The following is an 18,047-nucleotide window of genomic DNA, read 5'->3' as shown; positions in this document are numbered from 1 at the left end:
AGTATCAGCCCCGTTGTCACTTGCTTGTGGCGAGTAACAATGAAACTGATACCCGATAACTAATTACTGATGAGACGAATTCGTTTTTTGATCGAGAAAGAGTTCAAGCAAATAGTCCGGAACACGGTGCTGCTTCGGATGATGATTGCCGCGCCGGTAATGCAGTTAATTCTGCTGTCGTATGCCGCTAATTTCGAGGTAAAAAACCTGACCATCGCCGTGGTCGATCAGGATCATAGCACATTCGCCCAGCGGCTGGTTAGCAAGTTCAGGTACGTACCCAACTTCAGATTTATAGGCTATCTACCCGCCTATAAGCTGGCCCGACAACAGCTTCTGAACGGATCGGCCGATCTGGTGCTGGTGATTCCCCCTCATTTCGAGCGGGATTTATACCGCGAGAATCAGGCCTCGGTACAACTGCTGATCAATGCCATCGACGGATCGAAAGCGGGTATTGCGGGCGGGTATGCTAATGCTATTCTGCACGATTTTAACGCCGACATTCGCGTCGAGAACTTCCCGATTGCGCCGGGAACAGGACAGCAGCTTACCGTTGAGAATCAGTACTGGTATAACCCCCGCCTCGAATACCGGACGTTTATGGTGCCGGGTATTCTGTTCGAGTTGCTGATTCTGGTGGGTGGGCTTATTGCGGCCCTGAATATTGTGCGGGAGAAGGAAATCGGCACTATGGAACAGCTCAACGTAACGCCGATCCGCAAGCACGAATTCATTCTCGGCAAGCTGATTCCCTTCGTTGTGATCGGTCTGCTGCAGTTTACGATGGGGCTACTAGTGGGCGTACTGCTGTTCAGGATCCCGGTGGTGGGCAGCGTTGCCCTGATATACGCCTTTGCGTTTCTCTTCCTAATCCTGTGCGTCGGGTTGGGATTGCTCATTTCGAGCCTGTCTGAAACGCAGCAGCAGGCCATGTTTGCGGCTTTTTTCTGCCTGGTTTTCTTTATCCTGCTGAGCGGATTATTCTCCTCGACTGAAAACATGCCCCGCTGGGCGCAGATCGTCGACTATATCAACCCACTGAAATACATCATCGAAGCGGGCCGGCATATTATGCTGAAAGGCAGCAATTTCCACGACATGCAACCCCAGTTTTTTGCGCTCCTCGGCCTCGCCGCAGCCGTGAACCTGTTGGCCTCATGGCGCTACCAGAAAACGGTTTAGTTATTGGTTACTAAGCTATTAGTCTAATAGCTTAGTAACCAATAACTAACAAAATAACCTAGTACTGTTCAGTGCCGGCGAAGAAGAACGAGCCTTCGATCTGGGCATTTTCGTCTGAATCCGAGCCATGAATGGCGTTGGCTTCAATCGACTTGGCAAACAGTTTACGGATCGTTCCATCGGCAGCCTGAGCTGGATTGGTCGCACCAATCAATGTACGGAAGTCAGCAACGGCGTTTTCTTTTTCCAAGATCATCGGCACAATAGCACCCGACGACATGTAACTCTTCAGGTCGTTGTAGAAGGGCCGCTCGCTGTGAACAGCATAGAATTCGCCAGCCCGTTCGGGAGTAAGTAACGTTTTTTTAATGGCCACGATGCGAAAGCCTGCTTCCTCAATCATCTTGGTAATAGCGCCGGTATGTCCCTCTGCTACAGCATCGGGCTTAATCATGGTGAACGTGCGGTTCGTCGTCATTGCTGAGATAACAAAATTTTATTTGGCTACAAAAGTAGGGCAAATAGTCGGAAGAAGGCGATAGTCGGGAGTCGATAGTCGGGAAAGTCTGGAGCCGATGTCGTAGCGACGGTTTCAACCCACCGAACAGAGCGTCCTCATTAACAAAAAAGCTGGTAGGCTCACACAATCAGAGTCCCATCGGGACGACCGATGTTGTAGCGGCGGGTTTCAACCCGCCGGAATAGGCAGACGGGCAGCAAAAGAGCCGTAGGCTCGGCCCATCGGGTTTACCCCTATTGCAGTTCGCTAAAGATGTACTGCTCATCATGGGCCACATTGAATTTCTGAAGAAACTCCACATACTCCTCCCTGAATGACTGCTTATTATGGTGGGCCTCCTGATTTTGAATGTACCTGTAAACTGCATCTAGCTGTGACTGTCCATACGAAGAACCACCGTAACCGTCTTGCCATTCGAACCGGCTAGCTGTCAAACCATGATCGTTTATATATTTCGATGATTTTGCTTTCACTGCTTTCATCAACTCTGAAATGGAAATGACTGGCTTTAATCCGATCAAACAATGAATATGGTCAGGCATCCCATTGACGATAAGCGTTTTACAAGAAGTTTCATTAATTAGATTTCCAATCACGCCGTATAACGTATCCTTCCACCCAGACCCAATCACAGCATTACGGTATTTTACCGCGAAAATGGCGTGGATGTAAACCTGATGATAGGTGTTAGCCATTATTGAATTTGTGTTTAAGATGGGCCGAGCCTACGGCTCTTGTGTTGAGGCACGCCTTCTTCGGCGGGTTGAAACCCGCCGCTACAATATTGATCGTCCCGATGGGACTCTGCCTGTGTGAGCATTATTAAACCACAACTGTGAACTCCAGACTTTCCAGACTCTCGAATTCCAAATCATCAACTTCTGACTTTCCAGGCTATCAACTCTCGACTTCCAGGCTATCGACTTCCGACTTTCCAGACTCCCAACATCAGAATCCCATCGCGGTGTTATCGGCGCGGGGGTCGGAGGCGCCTTCGTAGCTACCGTCGGGGCGAACAAGTACGCAATCCATACGGCCCAGCGTGTTGGTCAACTGCTCGAGGACGTACCCACGGCTGATCAGCGCTTTTTGGGTTGTTTCGGTGAAAGCACCGTTCTCGAAAATGGTTTTATCGGGAAGCCACTGGTGGTGAAATTTCAACGCGTTTACCGCCTGCTGCATAGTCATACCATGCTCGATCACGTTTACAACGGTCTGAAAAACAGACGTCATGATCGTTGAGCCGCCGGGCGTACCAACCACCATAAACAGCTTGCCGTCGCGCTCCAGAATGGTCGGTGTCATACTCGATAACATCCGTTTGTTGGGGGCAATGGCATTGGCCTGACTACCAATCAGTCCGTACATATTCGGCGTGCCGGGCTTGATGCTAAAGTCGTCCATCTCGTTGTTCAGGAAAAACCCTGCGCCACCAACCACCACCCGGCTACCGTAACCGCCGTTGAGCGTAGTGGTGATACTGACCGCGTTTCCATCCCGATCGACCACTGAGAAATGGGTTGTTTCCAGGCTCTCGTAACCCGGCAGCGATCCGCCACGAATAGCTTTGCTGTCGGTCGCTTTATTGAAGTCAAACGAGGTCCATTGTTTTTGCAGGTACGTCCGGTCCATTAGCTGAGCGCTGGGTACGTTGATAAAGTCAGGATCACCCAGAAATTTAGCGCGGTCGGCATACACCCGGCGTTCAGCTTCGATCATCACCTGCGCCGTGCTGTCGCGGTTCCAGCCCCAGCGGCGAATCGGATATGGTTCAATATACCGCAACAGTTGCACCAGCGCTACACCTCCGCTTGAGGTGGGCGGCATAGTTATGACGTTGAAATTTTTGTACCCCTGCTGGATCGGATCGCGCCAGATGGCCTGATAGGCAGCCAGATCAGCCTCGGAGATTAGCCCGCCACCGCGCTGCATTTCAGCGGCCACGAGTTGGGCCGTTTCGCCCGCATAAAAACCAGCCCGCCCCTGGTTCTGAATGCGGCGCAGTGTATTGCCAAGGTCTGTTTGCACCAGCACATCACCCTTGGCCCAGTCGCGGCCGTCGGCACGCATGAAGTAGGTTTTGCCGGGGTTGTATTTCAGCAGATCGGTTTTGATGCGATTCAGGCCAGTGGCGTCGCGTTCGGTGAGCGCGAACCCTTTCTCGGCCAGATCAACGGCCGGTTGCAGTACCTGCGCCCAGGTTAGCTTGCCAAATTTCTCATGCGCCTGCACCATCCCCGCTACCGAACCCGGCACGCCGCTGGCTAAATGGCCACTCAGACTGAGTCCACCCGCCCGCACATTACCCAACGAGTCGAGGTACATGTTCTGGCTGGCTTTTCCGGGTGCTTTTTCGCGATAATCGAGGGTGCTGGCTTTGCCCGTTTTGTCGCGGTAGACCATAAACCCGCCGCCGCCAATGTTACCGGCACCGGGATACACGACCGCCAGCGCAAACTGCATGGCCACGGCCGCATCAACGGCGTTGCCCCCCGCCTTCAGGATATTCAGCCCCACCTGCGAGGCTTCGGGATGAGCCGAGGCGACCATTCCGTTCCGGCCAATCACACCCTGCCGATCCGAGAAGAACGGCTTCAGCGTGGGGTCTTCTTCTTTGTACTGGTACACCCCCTGCCCCGTTTGTACACTCGCCTGGGTACGGACGGGTTGGGTTGTTTTACAGCCAATAAGGAGTAAATAGATGGTTGAACAGAGAAGTAGCGACGCTGGTCGAAATACAGAACGGTTGTGCATAGGTGTCTAAAACAGGTTATTACTGCTAAACTACGGATTCAGCGGGAACCGGAGCTATACGGGGCGGCATTAAAACAGGACGTACGCCAAAAGAATATCCGTTGCCATTAAACCCCGAAATAAGCCAGATACCCCGCTCCGGCCGTATTCTATCCGAAAGCGGTTGAGCCAATGTTATCCGAACCGTACTTTTAGCGTTGTTCCCAACCTGTTGCTTAGCTCCCGTTTCCGGTGAAAGTTGTTCGTCAAATTATTGAAAGCCTGCGTTTCGCCTGGCAATCGCTTCGGTCAAATCTACTGCGTACCACGCTCTCTCTATTGGGCGTGACCATCGGTATTTTTGCTATCATCGCCGTGTTTACCATCGTCGATTCGTTGCAACGAAACATCAAAGACACCCTCGGCGGACTAGGCAGCAATGTCATATACGTCCAGAAGTGGCCGTTTGAGTTCGGGGGTGAATACCGCTGGTGGAAGTATTTTCAGCGACCCGAAGCGAGCTACAACGAATACCGCCTGCTCAGCGAACGGCTCGAAAACGCTCAGGCGGTTGTGGCGATGGGCGGCCGAGGCGGCGTTACCGTTAAAAACGGCAGCAACAGCTTAAAAGCCCGCGTCTCGGGCGTAACCTTCGACTACAACAAGATCTCGGACGTACCTATTGCGCAGGGCCGCTACTTTGCGCCGCAGGAGGTGGAATCGTCACGGAATGTGGTCATCATCGGTTCTGAGGTAGCCGAAACGCTATTTCCCATGCAAAGTGCTGTGGGCCAATCGATGCAGATAGCAGGCATCAAATTCGTTGTGATTGGCGTTGGCGAGAAAAAGGGGGCGAGTATTCTGGAAATCAACGGCAACCCTGACCTGCGCTGCATCATTCCCTACGGCACATTCGCCAAACTGTTCGCGTCGAAACAGCCCAGCCTGACCATCGCCGTAAAAGGATACGAAACAGACGCTGGCCTGGAGAACCTGGAAGGTGAAATCAAGGGTGTTCTGCGTGCACGACGGAGCCTGCGCCCGGTTCAGGAAGATAACTTCGCCATTAACCGCCCCGAGGCGCTGGCCAAATTTATCAGCGGCATTTTTGCTGTACTGACCATCGCCGGCTGGTTTATTGGCGGTTTTTCGATGCTCGTCGGTGGGTTCGGCATTGCCAACATCATGTTTGTTTCGGTGAAAGAACGCACCAACATTATCGGCATTCAGAAGTCGCTCGGCGCCAAGAATTACGTGATCCTGCTGCAATTCCTGTTCGAGGCTGTGCTGCTGGCCGTCGTTGGCGGGCTGGTAGGCATCGGGCTCGTTTACCTGATGTCGTTTATGAATCTGGGCAGCCTCGACATCCAATTGTCGACGGGCAACATAGTATTAGGTCTTGGTGTATCGGGAACCATCGGTATGCTGTTTGGCATTTTGCCCGCCGCCCTGGCCGCCCGTATGAACCCCGTCGATGCGATCCGATCGAAGTAAAAAAGGATTTGGGATTTATTACTGACGCCAGCGCAAGTAATAAATCCCAAATCCCAAATCCGCTTACCCATTCACCACAATCGTGTGAGCTAGCGTGTAACCGGCCGAGGGGCTGCCCGATAGGGTTGCCAGTTCGGTAGTAAACCCGTCGGAGAACACGTTGTCCCGTTCGTTAAGCGTGTCCTGCGCCCCTTTTGTGTAGCCATATGATTGCCCAGTCGTATAGAGCGTGTTGGCAATAGCGTACGGGAAAGCGATCTGCGTAACAAGCAACGATTTCCCCGCCGCATTGTAAACATGCACGTGAATATGCGGAGCGCGCCCCGAATACCAGCCAGGGAAAATCGACGTATAAGCTGCCAGACCACTTGCGTCGGTAGTTTGCCGGCCGCGCAGAAAATCGACCGTCTGAAAGTTGACGCTTTGCATGCCCGAACCACCGTATTCGGAATAATATCCGTCTTTGTCGCAGTGCCAGACGTCAACGATTGCGCCAGCCAGCGCCGCACAACTGGTGTTTTTGTTCTTGATAGTAATGTTCATTGTCATCATCACACCAGTGCGGTTGTCCCGAATGTCTTTACGCACGAAATTGGCTGGCACTTTGGTCGGAAAAGGACCTTCTGTTTCAGAGGGACTTATCGCACAATCACTGGCCGAACTCCCATTCGTTGACCCCGTTTCGGTGCCCGTCGTTACAGTTGGATCAACGGTCGTTGAACTTTTACAAGCCGCCACGAGCGGATTAATAGCCGCTATGCCTAATAAGCTGGTGAACCCTCGTTTCAAAAAGTCCTTACGTTCCATTATATTTTACAGATAGTGATTGCTTAAGATAGTCGGCTTTCCAGTTGGTAACTGCCGTTGCTGTACATGACGCAGCAAAGAGGGTATATCGTTGCAGTCACCGGCCGACTACCGCTAAAATTATTAGTTATATTGGTAAAAGTCAGCACTTTATTCAAATCCGAATTCCGTTCATATGAGGCATAACCCACATTGGTTATCGCTCTCGCAGGCGCTTGTATACCCGGATGGCAACCATCACTATAACGCCAAAAAGAAGGCGAAGGAAGCTGAGCGAATTTCGAGGAAACCTCCGGCAGTTATGACTACGGCTACGCCCACAAAACGGCCTGCTACCATTACGGCACAGGTACGTTGACGACACTGGCTTTGAAGACCGTTACCGAATCGTTTGCCCGCCCGCTGACGAGCATCGAGCGAGCGCTGGTCAGCCAGTCGGCGCACCCGCTGAGCAACCGTCTGCGTCAGTATTTTATTCGTCACGGCCAATTTGCGATGCGCCTCATTCAATTCAGTTTTGGCATACGCGTATGTAAGGCAGATTTTAGTCCGCCTGTTTGTGCGAGAAAAGCGGACTGAAGTCCGCGTTACATACTTCGCCGGGCAAGTTCTTTGCGAACTTTATCAGCGGCGGCAAGGTCGCTGAGCGTAATTCCCATTCGCTTCCGCAGGGTTGGCGACGTTTCCAGCATTTCGCTGGCAATGCGAATCAGCACAGCGGCAGTGGCCGGTCCATTTGTCTTGGTTCGCTTACCAATAGAGGCTGTCGTTGTGGTATGATGCACTGCGGGGTCGAGCATTTTCAATAAGTCCATAGTATAAAATCCTGTTGTTTACGTTCTGTATTAATAACGTAAATAAACGTGTTTTCATCGCAAAGAAGGGGCAATTCAGCAAGCTATTTTTACTAAATAAACTGCTATTAATCAAGAAATTATCAAAGATTATCGCCTATAAACTATTGGCTTTTGATGAAGTTATTTTTTTCGGTTTATCAGCATCATGTGCAGGCAGTAAATAGCTGGGAATCGGGTGGGCGAACCGGCCACTTCTCAGCAAAAGCTACCTAATTATTTCCCCCTGAACGGCAAAAGAGCTTCATTCGCATGAATGAAGCTCTTTTGTTGACTGGTTCAGTCAGGCTCAGGATAACCGTTAATTTATTTCTCTGGATCGGGCAGAATATCGTCGGTGTCGTCGAAGAGTTTTTCGTCATCATCTTCATCGGTGATATCGTCGTCAGCATCCGCGTCGGGAGCTTCGCCTTTGAGCGTTTTCAGATCGTCGCGGTGGCGTAGTTTCTTATCGTCGACCGTCCGGTTCAGAAACTGGTTGATCTTGTCGATCTCGAAGCTGGTTACAATCTCGCCAAACGAGTTAATCTCGATATTGAACCCTTCGAGTTCTTTGTGCACCCGTGGCTTTTCCTGCTCATCGGGGTTTGCGGGGGTAGGTTTCTTCTTTGCCAAAGTCGTATATAGGTCTAGTTGTTGGGGTCTAGTTGGTCAACTCTACTCAGCCGCAACATGTTTACAGCTACGTTTCTCAGTTCATTAACTCCCATGCCAGTGCGGTGCCGGCAGAAATGGCTTGCGATGCCGTTCTGGTCAGCACTTCGTCGTAATGTCGGGTGTGAAGGCCATTGGCGGGACGGATACTGCGTACGTTTGCCGGCGTAAACGCTTCGCCCGCGGCTACGTCGCGTACCACATAGAGCGACCGTTTGAATTGCAGGCTTTTCTGTTCTTTCGGCGTGGGAATGTAGCTGATCTGACCCATCGCCAGAAATGCCTGCTCCGACTCTACTACGAGGCTTTTCAGTTCGTCCGGTTCCAGCGAAAACGCCGAATCGACACCACCATCGGCCCGTCTGAGCGTAAAGTGCTTTTCGAGTACCACCGCGCCCAGTGCCGTTGCCGCCACAGAAGCGCCAATGCCCATCGTATGGTCAGACAATCCCACAAGTACGTTAAACAGTTGGCTCATGTGCGGAATCGTGACCAGGTTGGTGCTTTCGGGCGTGGCTGGGTACGTGCTTGTGCATTTGAGCAGAATCAATTCCGTGCAGCCATGATCACGCAGCACCTTCACCGACTCGGCAATGTCGGCCACCGTGGCCACGCCCGTACTCATGATGACGGGCTTTCCGGTACCGGCCACTTTCTTCAACAGGATATGGTCGGTGTTCTCGAACGACGCAATCTTGTAGATCGGTACGTTCAGCGACTCCAGAAAATCGACCGCCGTGGTATCAAACGGCGAGCTGAAGGCAACCATGCCATGCTGCTTTGCCCGCTCGAAAATAGGTCCATGCCATTCCCAGGGTGTGTAGGCATCCTGATACAGCTTATACAGATTCTTATCGGCCCAGAGCGACTGGTTATCCCGAATAAAAAACTCATCCGACTGCCCGTTGAACGTGATCGTATCGGGCGTGTAGGTCTGAAGTTTGAGCGCGTGTGCTCCCGCCGCCGCCGCCGCGTCGACAAGTTCCAGCGCCCGGTCGAGCGACTGGTTATGGTTTCCCGACATTTCGGCGATCACAAACGGCCGGTGCTGCGGGGAGATGGTATAATTGGCAACCTGAATGGGAGGAAATGACATTACAGCTCAGATTGGCTAAGTGACAGACGCCACTTGCCTATTTTTTACGTGTCAACGAGCTCACTTCGCGTTGTAGTTCCTTAATCAGTTGACTTTGGACTTCCAGCATCGCCCGCTGCTCTTTAATCGCTTCAGTAAGGAGGGGAACAAGTCCGTCGTAGTTCACAAACCGGGTACCTTCACTATTTTGCGAGACAACTTCCGGTAGTACCCGCTCTACTTCCTGAGCCATAAAGCCAACCTGCTTAGTATCGCTTCCTTCACGCCAGTTGTAGTAGTATCCGTTTAGGGCGCTCACTTTATCAAGCGCATGATCCAGACGGACAATATTTGTTTTCTGCCGTTCATCCGACATCAGGCTGATCGTTCCGTACAACGTAAGTTTGGCCCCCGCCGTGGGTGCTCCACCAACACCTACACCCGTACCATTATCCGTGATCTGACTGCCCGACAACGTACCTGAGTTACCAAATTTGGGCAATGCATTTGTCGTTGAACTGCTTATGGTAGCTAATGCTGAATTGAAGGGTATGTTATACCGGGATAAAGTGCCATTCTCATCGGTTACAACCACCGACAAGGCTGCACTAGTAGTGCCGGGTAACCCTGAAAAACGTACACTACCCGTCGTATGCAGTTGCGCTTGAGGAAATGTTGTACCGAGGCCGAGGTTACCATTAGCCAGCATCTGCATATAAACAGTAGTGTAGTTATTCCAGGAGAATAACGGTCTGCCTACAATTGGAGCTCCTCCTGAAGTGAGCGAGTTATCAAAATATTTTCGGGCATTGAAGTTTATGAGCGCATCATTTCCGAAATCATTTGAGTAATTGGTCACCCCAAGCAACATAAATGAAGAGCCATTTCCGCTTTCATTGTAGGAGAAAATAGAGGGTACAAAGCTGTTCGTTCCTGTCGCATTTCTGAAGCTGATATAATCATTTGCACTGTGGTTCACCCTTATGCGCAGCAACTCGTTAAACGTAGTAGCGTTTGAGAACCCTTTTGAAACGGTGATTCTGCCACTGCCCGTCGCTGGTATGTCTACTACAGTTGCATCACCGCTATCTACCCAGCGGTCAACTGAAGGATCCTGTGCAAAGCAGTTGGTAGCTAATACTATCAATCCTAAAGCAATAAAATAAAGTGGTTTCATAAATCAGATTCAGTAAAGACTTGAATTGGGTAGTCAATACTATATCTTATTCGGCAAACTGCCACTTTATCAGTGTCTATAAATTTTAGCCATCATTCCTTCTCTATATACTTTCCATTCGTCACGCAGCATAGCCAGCCCCACTACGTCTTGCCACCTCCCTTCTTTCTTAACGTGTTGCCTGTAATAAGCTTCCCGCCTAAACCCAAACTTCTCGTGCATCGTGATGACCTTCTCATTGAAGGTTATTACCTCGCAGCGCAGCTTATTTAGCTTCAATGTATTAAAGACGTAATCAATCACATTGAACTCAATTTTGGATCCTATACCGGCCCCCTGATTGCTTACATCGCCTAAATAAAAAGCCCAGTAACAGCTACTTAACGCCGTACTAATACCCGTCAACGAGGCTAATCCGATTTTTTGCTCATTATACTCGATAATCCAATATTGGCACGATGGATCATCTTTTATCCGACTATACCAGGCTTCCTGCTGCTCGACAGTAATCGCAGCATCGGTATACATATATTTTGACACCTCCGGCTGGTTGCGCCATGACCGAATTAACTCAATATCATCGGACGTTATGTTTATCAACTTGATATCCATCGGGCTAAACGGCTAACTCATGAAATACCTGCCTGTAGCGGTCGGCGGCTTTACCGTCGAAAACGAGGCGCTGCTTGAATACGGTTGGGGTTAATCGGGCTTTACCAACGGCAGTCTCGAACTTGTCGGGGGCGATGGGCAGCGTTAGGGCACCGAGCGTCAGGTGCCGGTCGCGCATGAACGAAACGAGGCGGCTTTGATTATCGGCGGTTTGGATGATGATCATCGGGCGGCTGACGGTGGCCACTTCATAGGCAATAGTGCTGGCAGCGACAATGCTCAGGCCACTGCCCCCAATGGCGCGGGCCATCTGCTTGGGCGACAGATTTTGCTGGATGCTCAGGCGGTCTTTCGGCAAGTCGGCGAAGGTATCGGCGTGTGGATTTGCCGAGCCAAGCACCACCGTCACGCGGAGTTCAGCGTTTTGGGTCAACAGCAGCTCAACCACCTCGCGGCTCACGTTATGCGGATCGGCTCCGCCCATGTTCACAAAGGCTTTGTTCTCACCATCTTTAGGCTGCGCTTTTTGCCGGAAAGCCGGATTCACCAGCGCGTAGCCAGCGCCCAACAGCAGTTTTGTGTAGGGTTCGGTCTGATAGTCGGCGGGCGTTACATCGCCGGCATGGTTGATGACCACATCGGCAACCTGTTTGCCCAGCATCAGATCGTCGATAAAGACAAGTTTGTGGGTCTGTTTCCGCACGGCCTGCTGAAACGCTTCGTCAAAGGCATAGCCATCAAGCACAACTACATCATCGGCCGTCACGTGGCGGAGAAACTCGTCGAGTTCGTTTGTCTGTAGCGCGATGACCGGGATACCCAGTTTGGCAACGGTTTTCAACACGGCCTCAGACGGTTGCCGGATGGCAAAATGGCGGTCGAAACCCGGCTTGTCACTATCGTCAGGCGGGCTTAGCATCTCGGCGAGTGCCAGACTGCGCATGATATGGCCCATCCCTGTTTGACTGGTACCATCGGCGCGGAAAATAATTCGTTTCATGAGGAAGGGTAGCTATAGTCGGAACGACAAAACTACAACATGAACGCCGCCCTGCTACTCCTTATACTAATCTATGATAAACCGGTTGTCTACTGGCCATTGCCTGAATTATGATGCAATAACCTGATTTTCAGTTCAGCGAGCTGCCAGTCGGTCAAGCTATCAATATCCTGGGCTTCCAGTTCCGAAATTTCGATGCCGCTGGTATTGCTGGTCAGTAGCTGACCTGTTTTCAGAAAACTGGGTACGTTGAAGAAATAGAACTGACCGGCATCATGAAAGGCAGGCGAAAGGTCCTGCGATCGGGTGAGGGCATACTCGGGATCGAGCCAGGCCAGCCGGTCGTTCTGAAAAATGACCGCACGCTGCACAGGAAAGCTGAACCGTACCACCGGGAATACCGTATCGAAGCCGCCCGTTTCGAGCTTTCCGAAGGCCTCGCGAAGGGTATCAGCCGTAACGAAAGGTGCCGTGGCATACAGGCAACAGGCCCGGTCGAACTGGTGACCATGCCGGGCGTAGGTGTTCAGCACTTCGGTCAGTACGGCGGCGGTAGTGGCATGGTCATCCGCCGTTTCGGCCGACCGCGCAAACGGCACCGATGCACCGTATAGTTGCGCCATCCGGGCAATTTCGGCATCGTCAGTCGAGACCATTACCTCGTCGAACAGGCCAGACTCCTGCGCCGCGCGGATAGAATAGGCAATGATGGGCGATCCCAGAAATGGGCGGATGTTCTTCCTCGGAATGCGTTTGCTACCGCCACGCGCCGGAATAATGCAGAGTGTCTTCATGATGAATAGTACCGCAGCGGCGAACCGTGCCTGTGTTAAATTCAACTGTATTCGTGGTCTCCAGCAGAGCCAATCCGTTTTAATTTCTTACATCTGCGTACTCATTATAATCAGCGTACCATCTTTTTAAGGGCAGCGTATCTTCCTGAGCGGACGAAGATAGCGAGTGAGTCGGCAGGTTGAGCGGCGGGGATAATGGCCGTAAAACCGGTGTCTTTATCGTTGGCCGAGTCGTCTTTATCAAGCCGTTGGTGGAAAAGCGTTGTATAGTACTGCCAGCCTTTTGCCCTTTTTACGCCAACAAACGTATCGTTGAAATTAGCTTTTCGACCCGCCACTTTCGCCCAGCCGCTGACAACCAGAAAGCCCTGGTCGAGCCGCCGTAGATCAATTCCGTAGGCCAGCGAGTCGCCGGGCGTAGCTACGGCGGCAACCGTTACCAGTTTGCTATCAAACGCAGCCAGCGAGACGGGTTCTGGCCGGAAGATACCCCGGCTTGCCAGTTCGCTTAATCTGGATGCAGGCTGGTATTGCGGGGCACAGGCGCGAATTTGCCCGTAGCGTTGCCAGAGCAGGTTATCCGTCTGTTTCAATTCCCGAAATCGCTCGATCTTACTCAGGTACGTTACGTTCGACACCGCCCATAGCCCCACCGTTCCCACCAGAACAAGTCCGGCAAACCAGTTGGTCAGGTGAACACTCCGCCAGCGCAGGTCGCGTCGAATCAGCACGTCGAGCGCGCTCAGGTACGTTGCGGCCATGTGCAGGGCCGTGATATTGCGGTAGCGCGACGCAAACACGATGCTGGTATCATTCTGAATCCGGTTCACGGCCAGCATCAGTCCCGTCAGGTGCAGGAAGATGAGCAACCAGAACAATGTCGGGTTTATCCGGTCGTAGCGAATCCAGACCAGGTACGTTGCCCAGATCACCGTAACGCTTCCCAACACAATGGGCAACCAGGCCACGGCCGGATGGTAGACAATCGCCCCGAGAAAAGCCGTGTCGAGCGCCAGCAGATGCGGTAGTTTAGCCGGACTAAAAAGCTGCATTAGCGATGGTCCGGCCGGATTTTGGTAATCGTGGAAATAGTAAAGCAGTGCCGGAATCGTGATCAGCAATGTTCCCAGTGCCCAACGCCAGCGTTGTTGCAACAGCCAGCATACTACCAATAGTGGTAGCACCAGAATGCCATTTCCGTTCGTAAACAGCGCGACGAGCGCTACCACAATGGCCCACCCTTCGCGGCGACGGTTGGCCAGATAAAAGGCCAGCAGCGCCAGCGCCGGAGCCGTCACGTTCGAGGCCGCCACGATGCTCCAGAACGCAATGTTCCAACCCTGAAACTGGAAAAGCAGAAAGAAAACGGGCAATTGCAGCACCGAAGCGCCAGCTTCGGTCGTGAACCGGTAATGCGCGGGTTTAACGACTGAAGCAGGCGACTCGGCACTACGATACAGCAGCCAGGACGTACCCAGCAAGGCCAGCAGACCAACGTACTGCATAACCCGAAAATCGACCGAGCCCGTTAGTGCAACATGGAGCCAGGCGATTAACTTTGCCAGCACCAGCCGGTGAAAATTATTCTGTTCGAGTAAAAGGGCCGCTTTTTCGCTGAACGTACCTGCACCCGGCAGCCGGTTCAGGAAGTCGACCACTACGGGGTAATCATCCATGTACGGAAAATCATACGCGTACCACAGCACCGTGCCGACGTAGTATAGCACCGGAATAGCACCGGCTATCCAGAGCAGCCACCGTTTCATTGGCCCACAAACGTCAGCACTTCGTCGATTACGTATTGCTGTTCCTCGTCGGTGAGCGTGGGGTACATCGGCAGGCTCAGGCAGCGGCTGTAGTAACGCTCGGCCAGCGGATAATCGCCCGGCTTATTGCCTTGCTCTTGGTAATACGGCATGGTATGCACCGGAATATAATGCACCTGCGCAAAGATGTTTTTAGCCCGTAGATAGTCGTAAAGCCCTTTCCGATCATCGACCTGCACCACATACAGGTGGTACGCGTGCCCCACCGTTTTTGGCGGTACAATGATTTGCACCGGGGTGCCAGCAAAAGCAGCGTTGTAACGGGCCGCAATTTCACGGCGACGATCCAGCATCTGATCGGCACGTTTTAGCTGACTCAGGCCGAGCGCAGCCTGCATATCGGTGAGGCGGTAGTTGTAGCCCAGCTCCTGAAGTTGCATATACCAGCCACCGCGTTCGGGTTCGCCTTCGTAGGGCGGCGTAAAATCGGCGGGTTTGTTGGTGATGCCGTGGGTACGTAACCGCATCAGGTGGTTGTACAGCACCTCGGTTTTGGCTGTGATCATACCGCCTTCACCACAGGCAATGTGCTTCACGGGATGGAAACTAAAAATAGCCAGATCGGCCAGCGACGCGTCGCCACAGCGATAGGAACGGTCCGACGCATCGGGCCCCTGCTCACCAACAAATGAACCGCCCGGCGAATGGCAACTATCTTCGAGCAGCCACAGACCATGCTCATCTGCCAACGCCCGAAACGCGGCCATATCGACGGGGTACCCCGCGAAATCGACGGGAATGATGCCTGAAAAATAACCGGCGGGCTTTGATTCGATCAGCGTCCGAACGGCCTCCACATCCAGCAATACTGTGTCGGGATCGATATCGGCGAAGTACACATCGCCACCGCAGTAGCGAACACAGTTGGCCGACGCCGAGAACGTAATGGGCGTAGTAATCACCCGCGTTCCCGGCCCAACACCCAACGCCATACAACACAGGTGCAGCGCGGCCGTTCCGTTGGATACAGCAACGGCATAAGGCGCTCCGATGTAGTCGGCAAACGCCTTTTCAAACGCACCGATGGCCGGTCCCTGCGTAAGCATCGGCCCGCGCAGCACCTCGGCCACCGCCGCAATATCCTCGTCGGTGATGTGTTGCCGACCGTATGGAATAGGAGTAGTATGCATAAGACGTTGTATTTACCTGCTTCCGGCGAATAGTACTATTTACACCGTAAAGGAAGCATCAACGTGTTCGCGGATCTGGTCGCGGAGTTGGTCAACGCTGAGCCATTCGGTGTTGGTGCCTGAGTTGTATTTAAATCCCTCGGCTACCCGCTTCCCGTTGAATGCGGCCAGGTAATCGTCTACACTCCAGGTTGGTGTTGAAGGGGTGATGACGTAATATTGATCGGTTTCGACGGTGTTGAGCGAATCGGTTTCGGTGATCATCTCTTCGTGCAATTTCTCGCCGGGCCGGACGCCCACCAGCACCTGTTCACAATCAGGTCCGATGGCCGTGGCCACTTCGGTGATGCGGTACGATGGAATCTTGGGTACGTATATTTCGCCGCCCCAGGCATGCTCCAGCGCGTAGAGCACCATGTCCACTCCATCTTCAAGCGAGATGTTGAACCGGGTCATGTCCGGGTGCGTGATGGGCAGCACCCCTTCTTTGCGCTTTTCCAGAAAGAACGGCACCACCGATCCGCGCGAGCCGATCACGTTTCCGTAGCGCACCACCGAGAAGGTCAGATCACGCGAGCCTTTCATGTTATTGGCCGCCACAAACAGCTTGTCTGAACAAAGTTTGGTGGCTCCGTAGAGGTTGATTGGCGCGGCGGCTTTATCGGTCGAAAGGGCCACTACGCGCTGTACGCCATTGTCGAGGGCTGCGTTGATTACGTTTTCGGCACCAAAGACATTGGTTTTGATGCACTCCATCGGGTTGTATTCAGCGGCGGGCACCTGCTTCAGCGCAGCAGCGTGGACAATGATATCGATTCCTTCACAGGCCCGTTTCAGGCGTTCACCATCGCGCACATCGCCAATGAAGTAGCGCATGGCTTTGTACCGGCTGGTTGGAAACGTCTGACTCATTTCGAACTGCTTTAACTCGTCGCGTGAGTAGACGACCAACCGTTTGATGTTGGGGTGGCGCTGCAACACCATTTCGACGAACTTCTTGCCAAACGAGCCAGTCCCGCCGGTAATAAGAATGGATTTATTTGATAGATCAAGCATATGAAAAGGGTCATTACGCTTCGCTGTCATTAAGTAGTCATTCGCTTCGCTGTCATTCATCGTAAAAACAATAAATGACAGCGAAGCGAATGACTACTTAATGGCAGCGAAGCGTAATGACTAAATTTTAACTCGTTTAAACGCATCAACGTAGCTTTTTGCACTGGCGTTCAGGACCCGAACGTTGAGTGAGGCTGCGTAGTCGCGCAGGATTTCGTAACTATAAAACGCTTTGGATAGCGAAGCAAATTGTGCCGACATCCGCGAGGTTTCCTTCTTCACCACATCATAGACGGGAATGTGGGTAGCGTCGCCGGGTTTGTCGTAAAAATGTTCCTGTTTGATCAGGAGTTCGTTGCTGTCGGAAACGCGGATCTCTTCATGCCACGAATGATCGGCCCCGAAGAGATAAACCTCCCCGAAACGGCGGGTAATGGCCAGATAGAGCGAAGCCGCCAGAATATTCTGCGCTTGTGGCATGCCCCATCCATTCCGAAAAATGAAATGCCGAAACCAGGCATACCCCCGCACCACGGTGTAATTGTAGAAAACGACACGCACATTCAGGTGTTTGCCGTGAAGCTGGTTCACCAGGTAGCTGCTCCGGGCCGACTGCGGCACAAATAGGTTCATTGGCCAAACGGTGAGGTTTACCAGGCAGCGAATCGTTTTCTCCACGTCTTTGCGGCTATTATTCTGCTCACTGTACAGGAAAAACGCCGGATCGAGCAGGGCGTAATTCATCGGTTGTAGCTGGGCGTATTCGGGCGACGACGCAAAGTTGTTGACACAGATCGTCTCGGTTTGGCGGATAAACGCCAGGTCATTATCAAGCGATTGGCGGAGCGACGGCCCATTCCCCAATATGGAACAGGCAGGCCGTTGTGGGGCAGGCATCTCGACCGAAAATCGGGATTTGATCAGCACTTTCAACAGGGATAGCACCGTATCGACGAAGCGGCCAGCCTGATAGGAAGCAGCATTAAAAAGAGTTTCGAGCATAAACGTACCCGCCAATGGGTCCGCAAAAATACCATATTGCCCGGAATACCCACCCGCTCCTTTCGACCCGATAACCGGCAGGTTTAGCGTTTGTTGGAACAGCAAGTTTTGACTGGCAACGTTCCCGG

General features: G+C 52.4%; 18 protein-coding genes. 2 read left to right on the top strand and 16 right to left on the bottom strand.

Translation table 11 applies throughout. The features are described from left to right. The first annotated feature begins 69 nt into the window (after positions 1-69). The gene (locus ACFE8Q_RS03730; protein ID WP_375444012.1) at positions 70-1,185 is read left to right on the top strand and encodes an ABC transporter permease; all 1,116 of its coding nucleotides are present in this window, start codon (positions 70-72) and stop codon (positions 1,183-1,185) included. Positions 1,186-1,243: 58 nt separating this feature from the next. On the opposite strand, the gene ACFE8Q_RS03725 is transcribed toward ACFE8Q_RS03730, so the two are convergent. From ACFE8Q_RS03725 to ggt, 3 genes are all read right to left on the bottom strand, one after another. Beyond that, a complete protein-coding gene (locus ACFE8Q_RS03725; protein WP_375444011.1) occupies positions 1,244-1,663 on the bottom strand; it encodes a nucleoside-diphosphate kinase in 420 nt (139 codons plus the stop codon). 275 nt (positions 1,664-1,938) lie between these two features. Beyond that, positions 1,939-2,400 (bottom strand): IS200/IS605 family transposase, encoded by a 462-nt coding sequence (gene tnpA, locus ACFE8Q_RS03720; protein ID WP_375444010.1) that lies wholly within the window; start codon positions 2,398-2,400, stop codon positions 1,939-1,941. 253 nt (positions 2,401-2,653) lie between these two features. After that, a complete protein-coding gene (ggt, locus tag ACFE8Q_RS03715) occupies positions 2,654-4,459 on the bottom strand; it encodes a gamma-glutamyltransferase (RefSeq protein ID WP_375444009.1) in 1,806 nt (601 codons plus the stop codon). Between the two features lie 231 nt (positions 4,460-4,690). On the opposite strand from ggt, the gene ACFE8Q_RS03710 reads away from it, so the two are divergent. Next, on the top strand, positions 4,691-5,932 hold the full coding sequence (locus tag ACFE8Q_RS03710) for an ABC transporter permease (RefSeq protein ID WP_375444008.1): 1,242 nt from the start codon (positions 4,691-4,693) through the stop codon (positions 5,930-5,932). Between the two features lie 63 nt (positions 5,933-5,995). Here the strand turns inward: ACFE8Q_RS03710 and ACFE8Q_RS03705 are convergent, their stop codons facing one another. From ACFE8Q_RS03705 to ACFE8Q_RS03645, 13 genes are all read right to left on the bottom strand, one after another. Continuing rightward, positions 5,996-6,739, bottom strand: coding sequence for an intradiol ring-cleavage dioxygenase (locus ACFE8Q_RS03705; RefSeq protein ID WP_375444007.1), 744 nt, complete (start codon positions 6,737-6,739; stop codon positions 5,996-5,998). A 240-nt stretch (positions 6,740-6,979) separates the two neighbouring features. Beyond that, positions 6,980-7,222 (bottom strand): hypothetical protein, encoded by a 243-nt coding sequence (locus ACFE8Q_RS03700; protein ID WP_375444006.1) that lies wholly within the window; start codon positions 7,220-7,222, stop codon positions 6,980-6,982. Between the two features lie 104 nt (positions 7,223-7,326). Continuing rightward, complete coding sequence (locus ACFE8Q_RS03695; protein ID WP_375444005.1) at positions 7,327-7,554, bottom strand: hypothetical protein; 228 nt, start codon at positions 7,552-7,554, stop codon at positions 7,327-7,329. Positions 7,555-7,899: 345 nt separating this feature from the next. Beyond that, entirely contained in the window at positions 7,900-8,208 is a 309-nt protein-coding gene (locus ACFE8Q_RS03690) for a hypothetical protein (RefSeq protein ID WP_375444004.1), read from the bottom strand. A gap of 76 nt (positions 8,209-8,284) precedes the next feature. Then, entirely contained in the window at positions 8,285-9,343 is a 1,059-nt protein-coding gene (gene pseI / locus ACFE8Q_RS03685) for a pseudaminic acid synthase (protein ID WP_375444003.1), read from the bottom strand. A gap of 37 nt (positions 9,344-9,380) precedes the next feature. After that, a complete protein-coding gene (locus ACFE8Q_RS03680) occupies positions 9,381-10,499 on the bottom strand; it encodes a tail fiber domain-containing protein (RefSeq protein WP_375444002.1) in 1,119 nt (372 codons plus the stop codon). Positions 10,500-10,568: 69 nt separating this feature from the next. Then, positions 10,569-11,111: a UDP-4-amino-4,6-dideoxy-N-acetyl-beta-L-altrosamine N-acetyltransferase gene (gene pseH / locus ACFE8Q_RS03675; protein WP_375444001.1), complete on the bottom strand. Its 543-nt coding sequence runs from the start codon at positions 11,109-11,111 to the stop codon at positions 10,569-10,571. Between the two features lie 4 nt (positions 11,112-11,115). Next, positions 11,116-12,111, bottom strand: coding sequence for a UDP-2,4-diacetamido-2,4,6-trideoxy-beta-L-altropyranose hydrolase (gene pseG, locus ACFE8Q_RS03670; RefSeq protein ID WP_375444000.1), 996 nt, complete (start codon positions 12,109-12,111; stop codon positions 11,116-11,118). Between the two features lie 89 nt (positions 12,112-12,200). Next, a complete protein-coding gene (gene pseF, locus ACFE8Q_RS03665; RefSeq protein ID WP_375443999.1) occupies positions 12,201-12,905 on the bottom strand; it encodes a pseudaminic acid cytidylyltransferase in 705 nt (234 codons plus the stop codon). A gap of 110 nt (positions 12,906-13,015) precedes the next feature. Beyond that, entirely contained in the window at positions 13,016-14,671 is a 1,656-nt protein-coding gene (locus ACFE8Q_RS03660; RefSeq protein ID WP_375443998.1) for a hypothetical protein, read from the bottom strand. Beyond that, positions 14,668-15,861 (bottom strand): UDP-4-amino-4,6-dideoxy-N-acetyl-beta-L-altrosamine transaminase, encoded by a 1,194-nt coding sequence (gene pseC, locus ACFE8Q_RS03655; protein WP_375443997.1) that lies wholly within the window; start codon positions 15,859-15,861, stop codon positions 14,668-14,670. The genes ACFE8Q_RS03660 and pseC overlap by 4 nt, the downstream gene beginning before the upstream one ends. A 39-nt stretch (positions 15,862-15,900) precedes the next feature. After that, positions 15,901-16,917, bottom strand: coding sequence for a UDP-N-acetylglucosamine 4,6-dehydratase (inverting) (pseB, locus tag ACFE8Q_RS03650; protein ID WP_375443996.1), 1,017 nt, complete (start codon positions 16,915-16,917; stop codon positions 15,901-15,903). Positions 16,918-17,037: 120 nt separating this feature from the next. Next, positions 17,038-18,024: a hypothetical protein gene (locus ACFE8Q_RS03645; protein ID WP_375443995.1), complete on the bottom strand. Its 987-nt coding sequence runs from the start codon at positions 18,022-18,024 to the stop codon at positions 17,038-17,040. Positions 18,025-18,047: the final 23 nt, after the last annotated feature.

It is taken from the genome of uncultured Fibrella sp., from assembly GCF_964250085.1.
Taxonomy (GTDB): domain Bacteria; phylum Bacteroidota; class Bacteroidia; order Cytophagales; family Spirosomataceae; genus Fibrella.
This window is presented reverse-complemented; position numbering and strand designations above follow the sequence as displayed.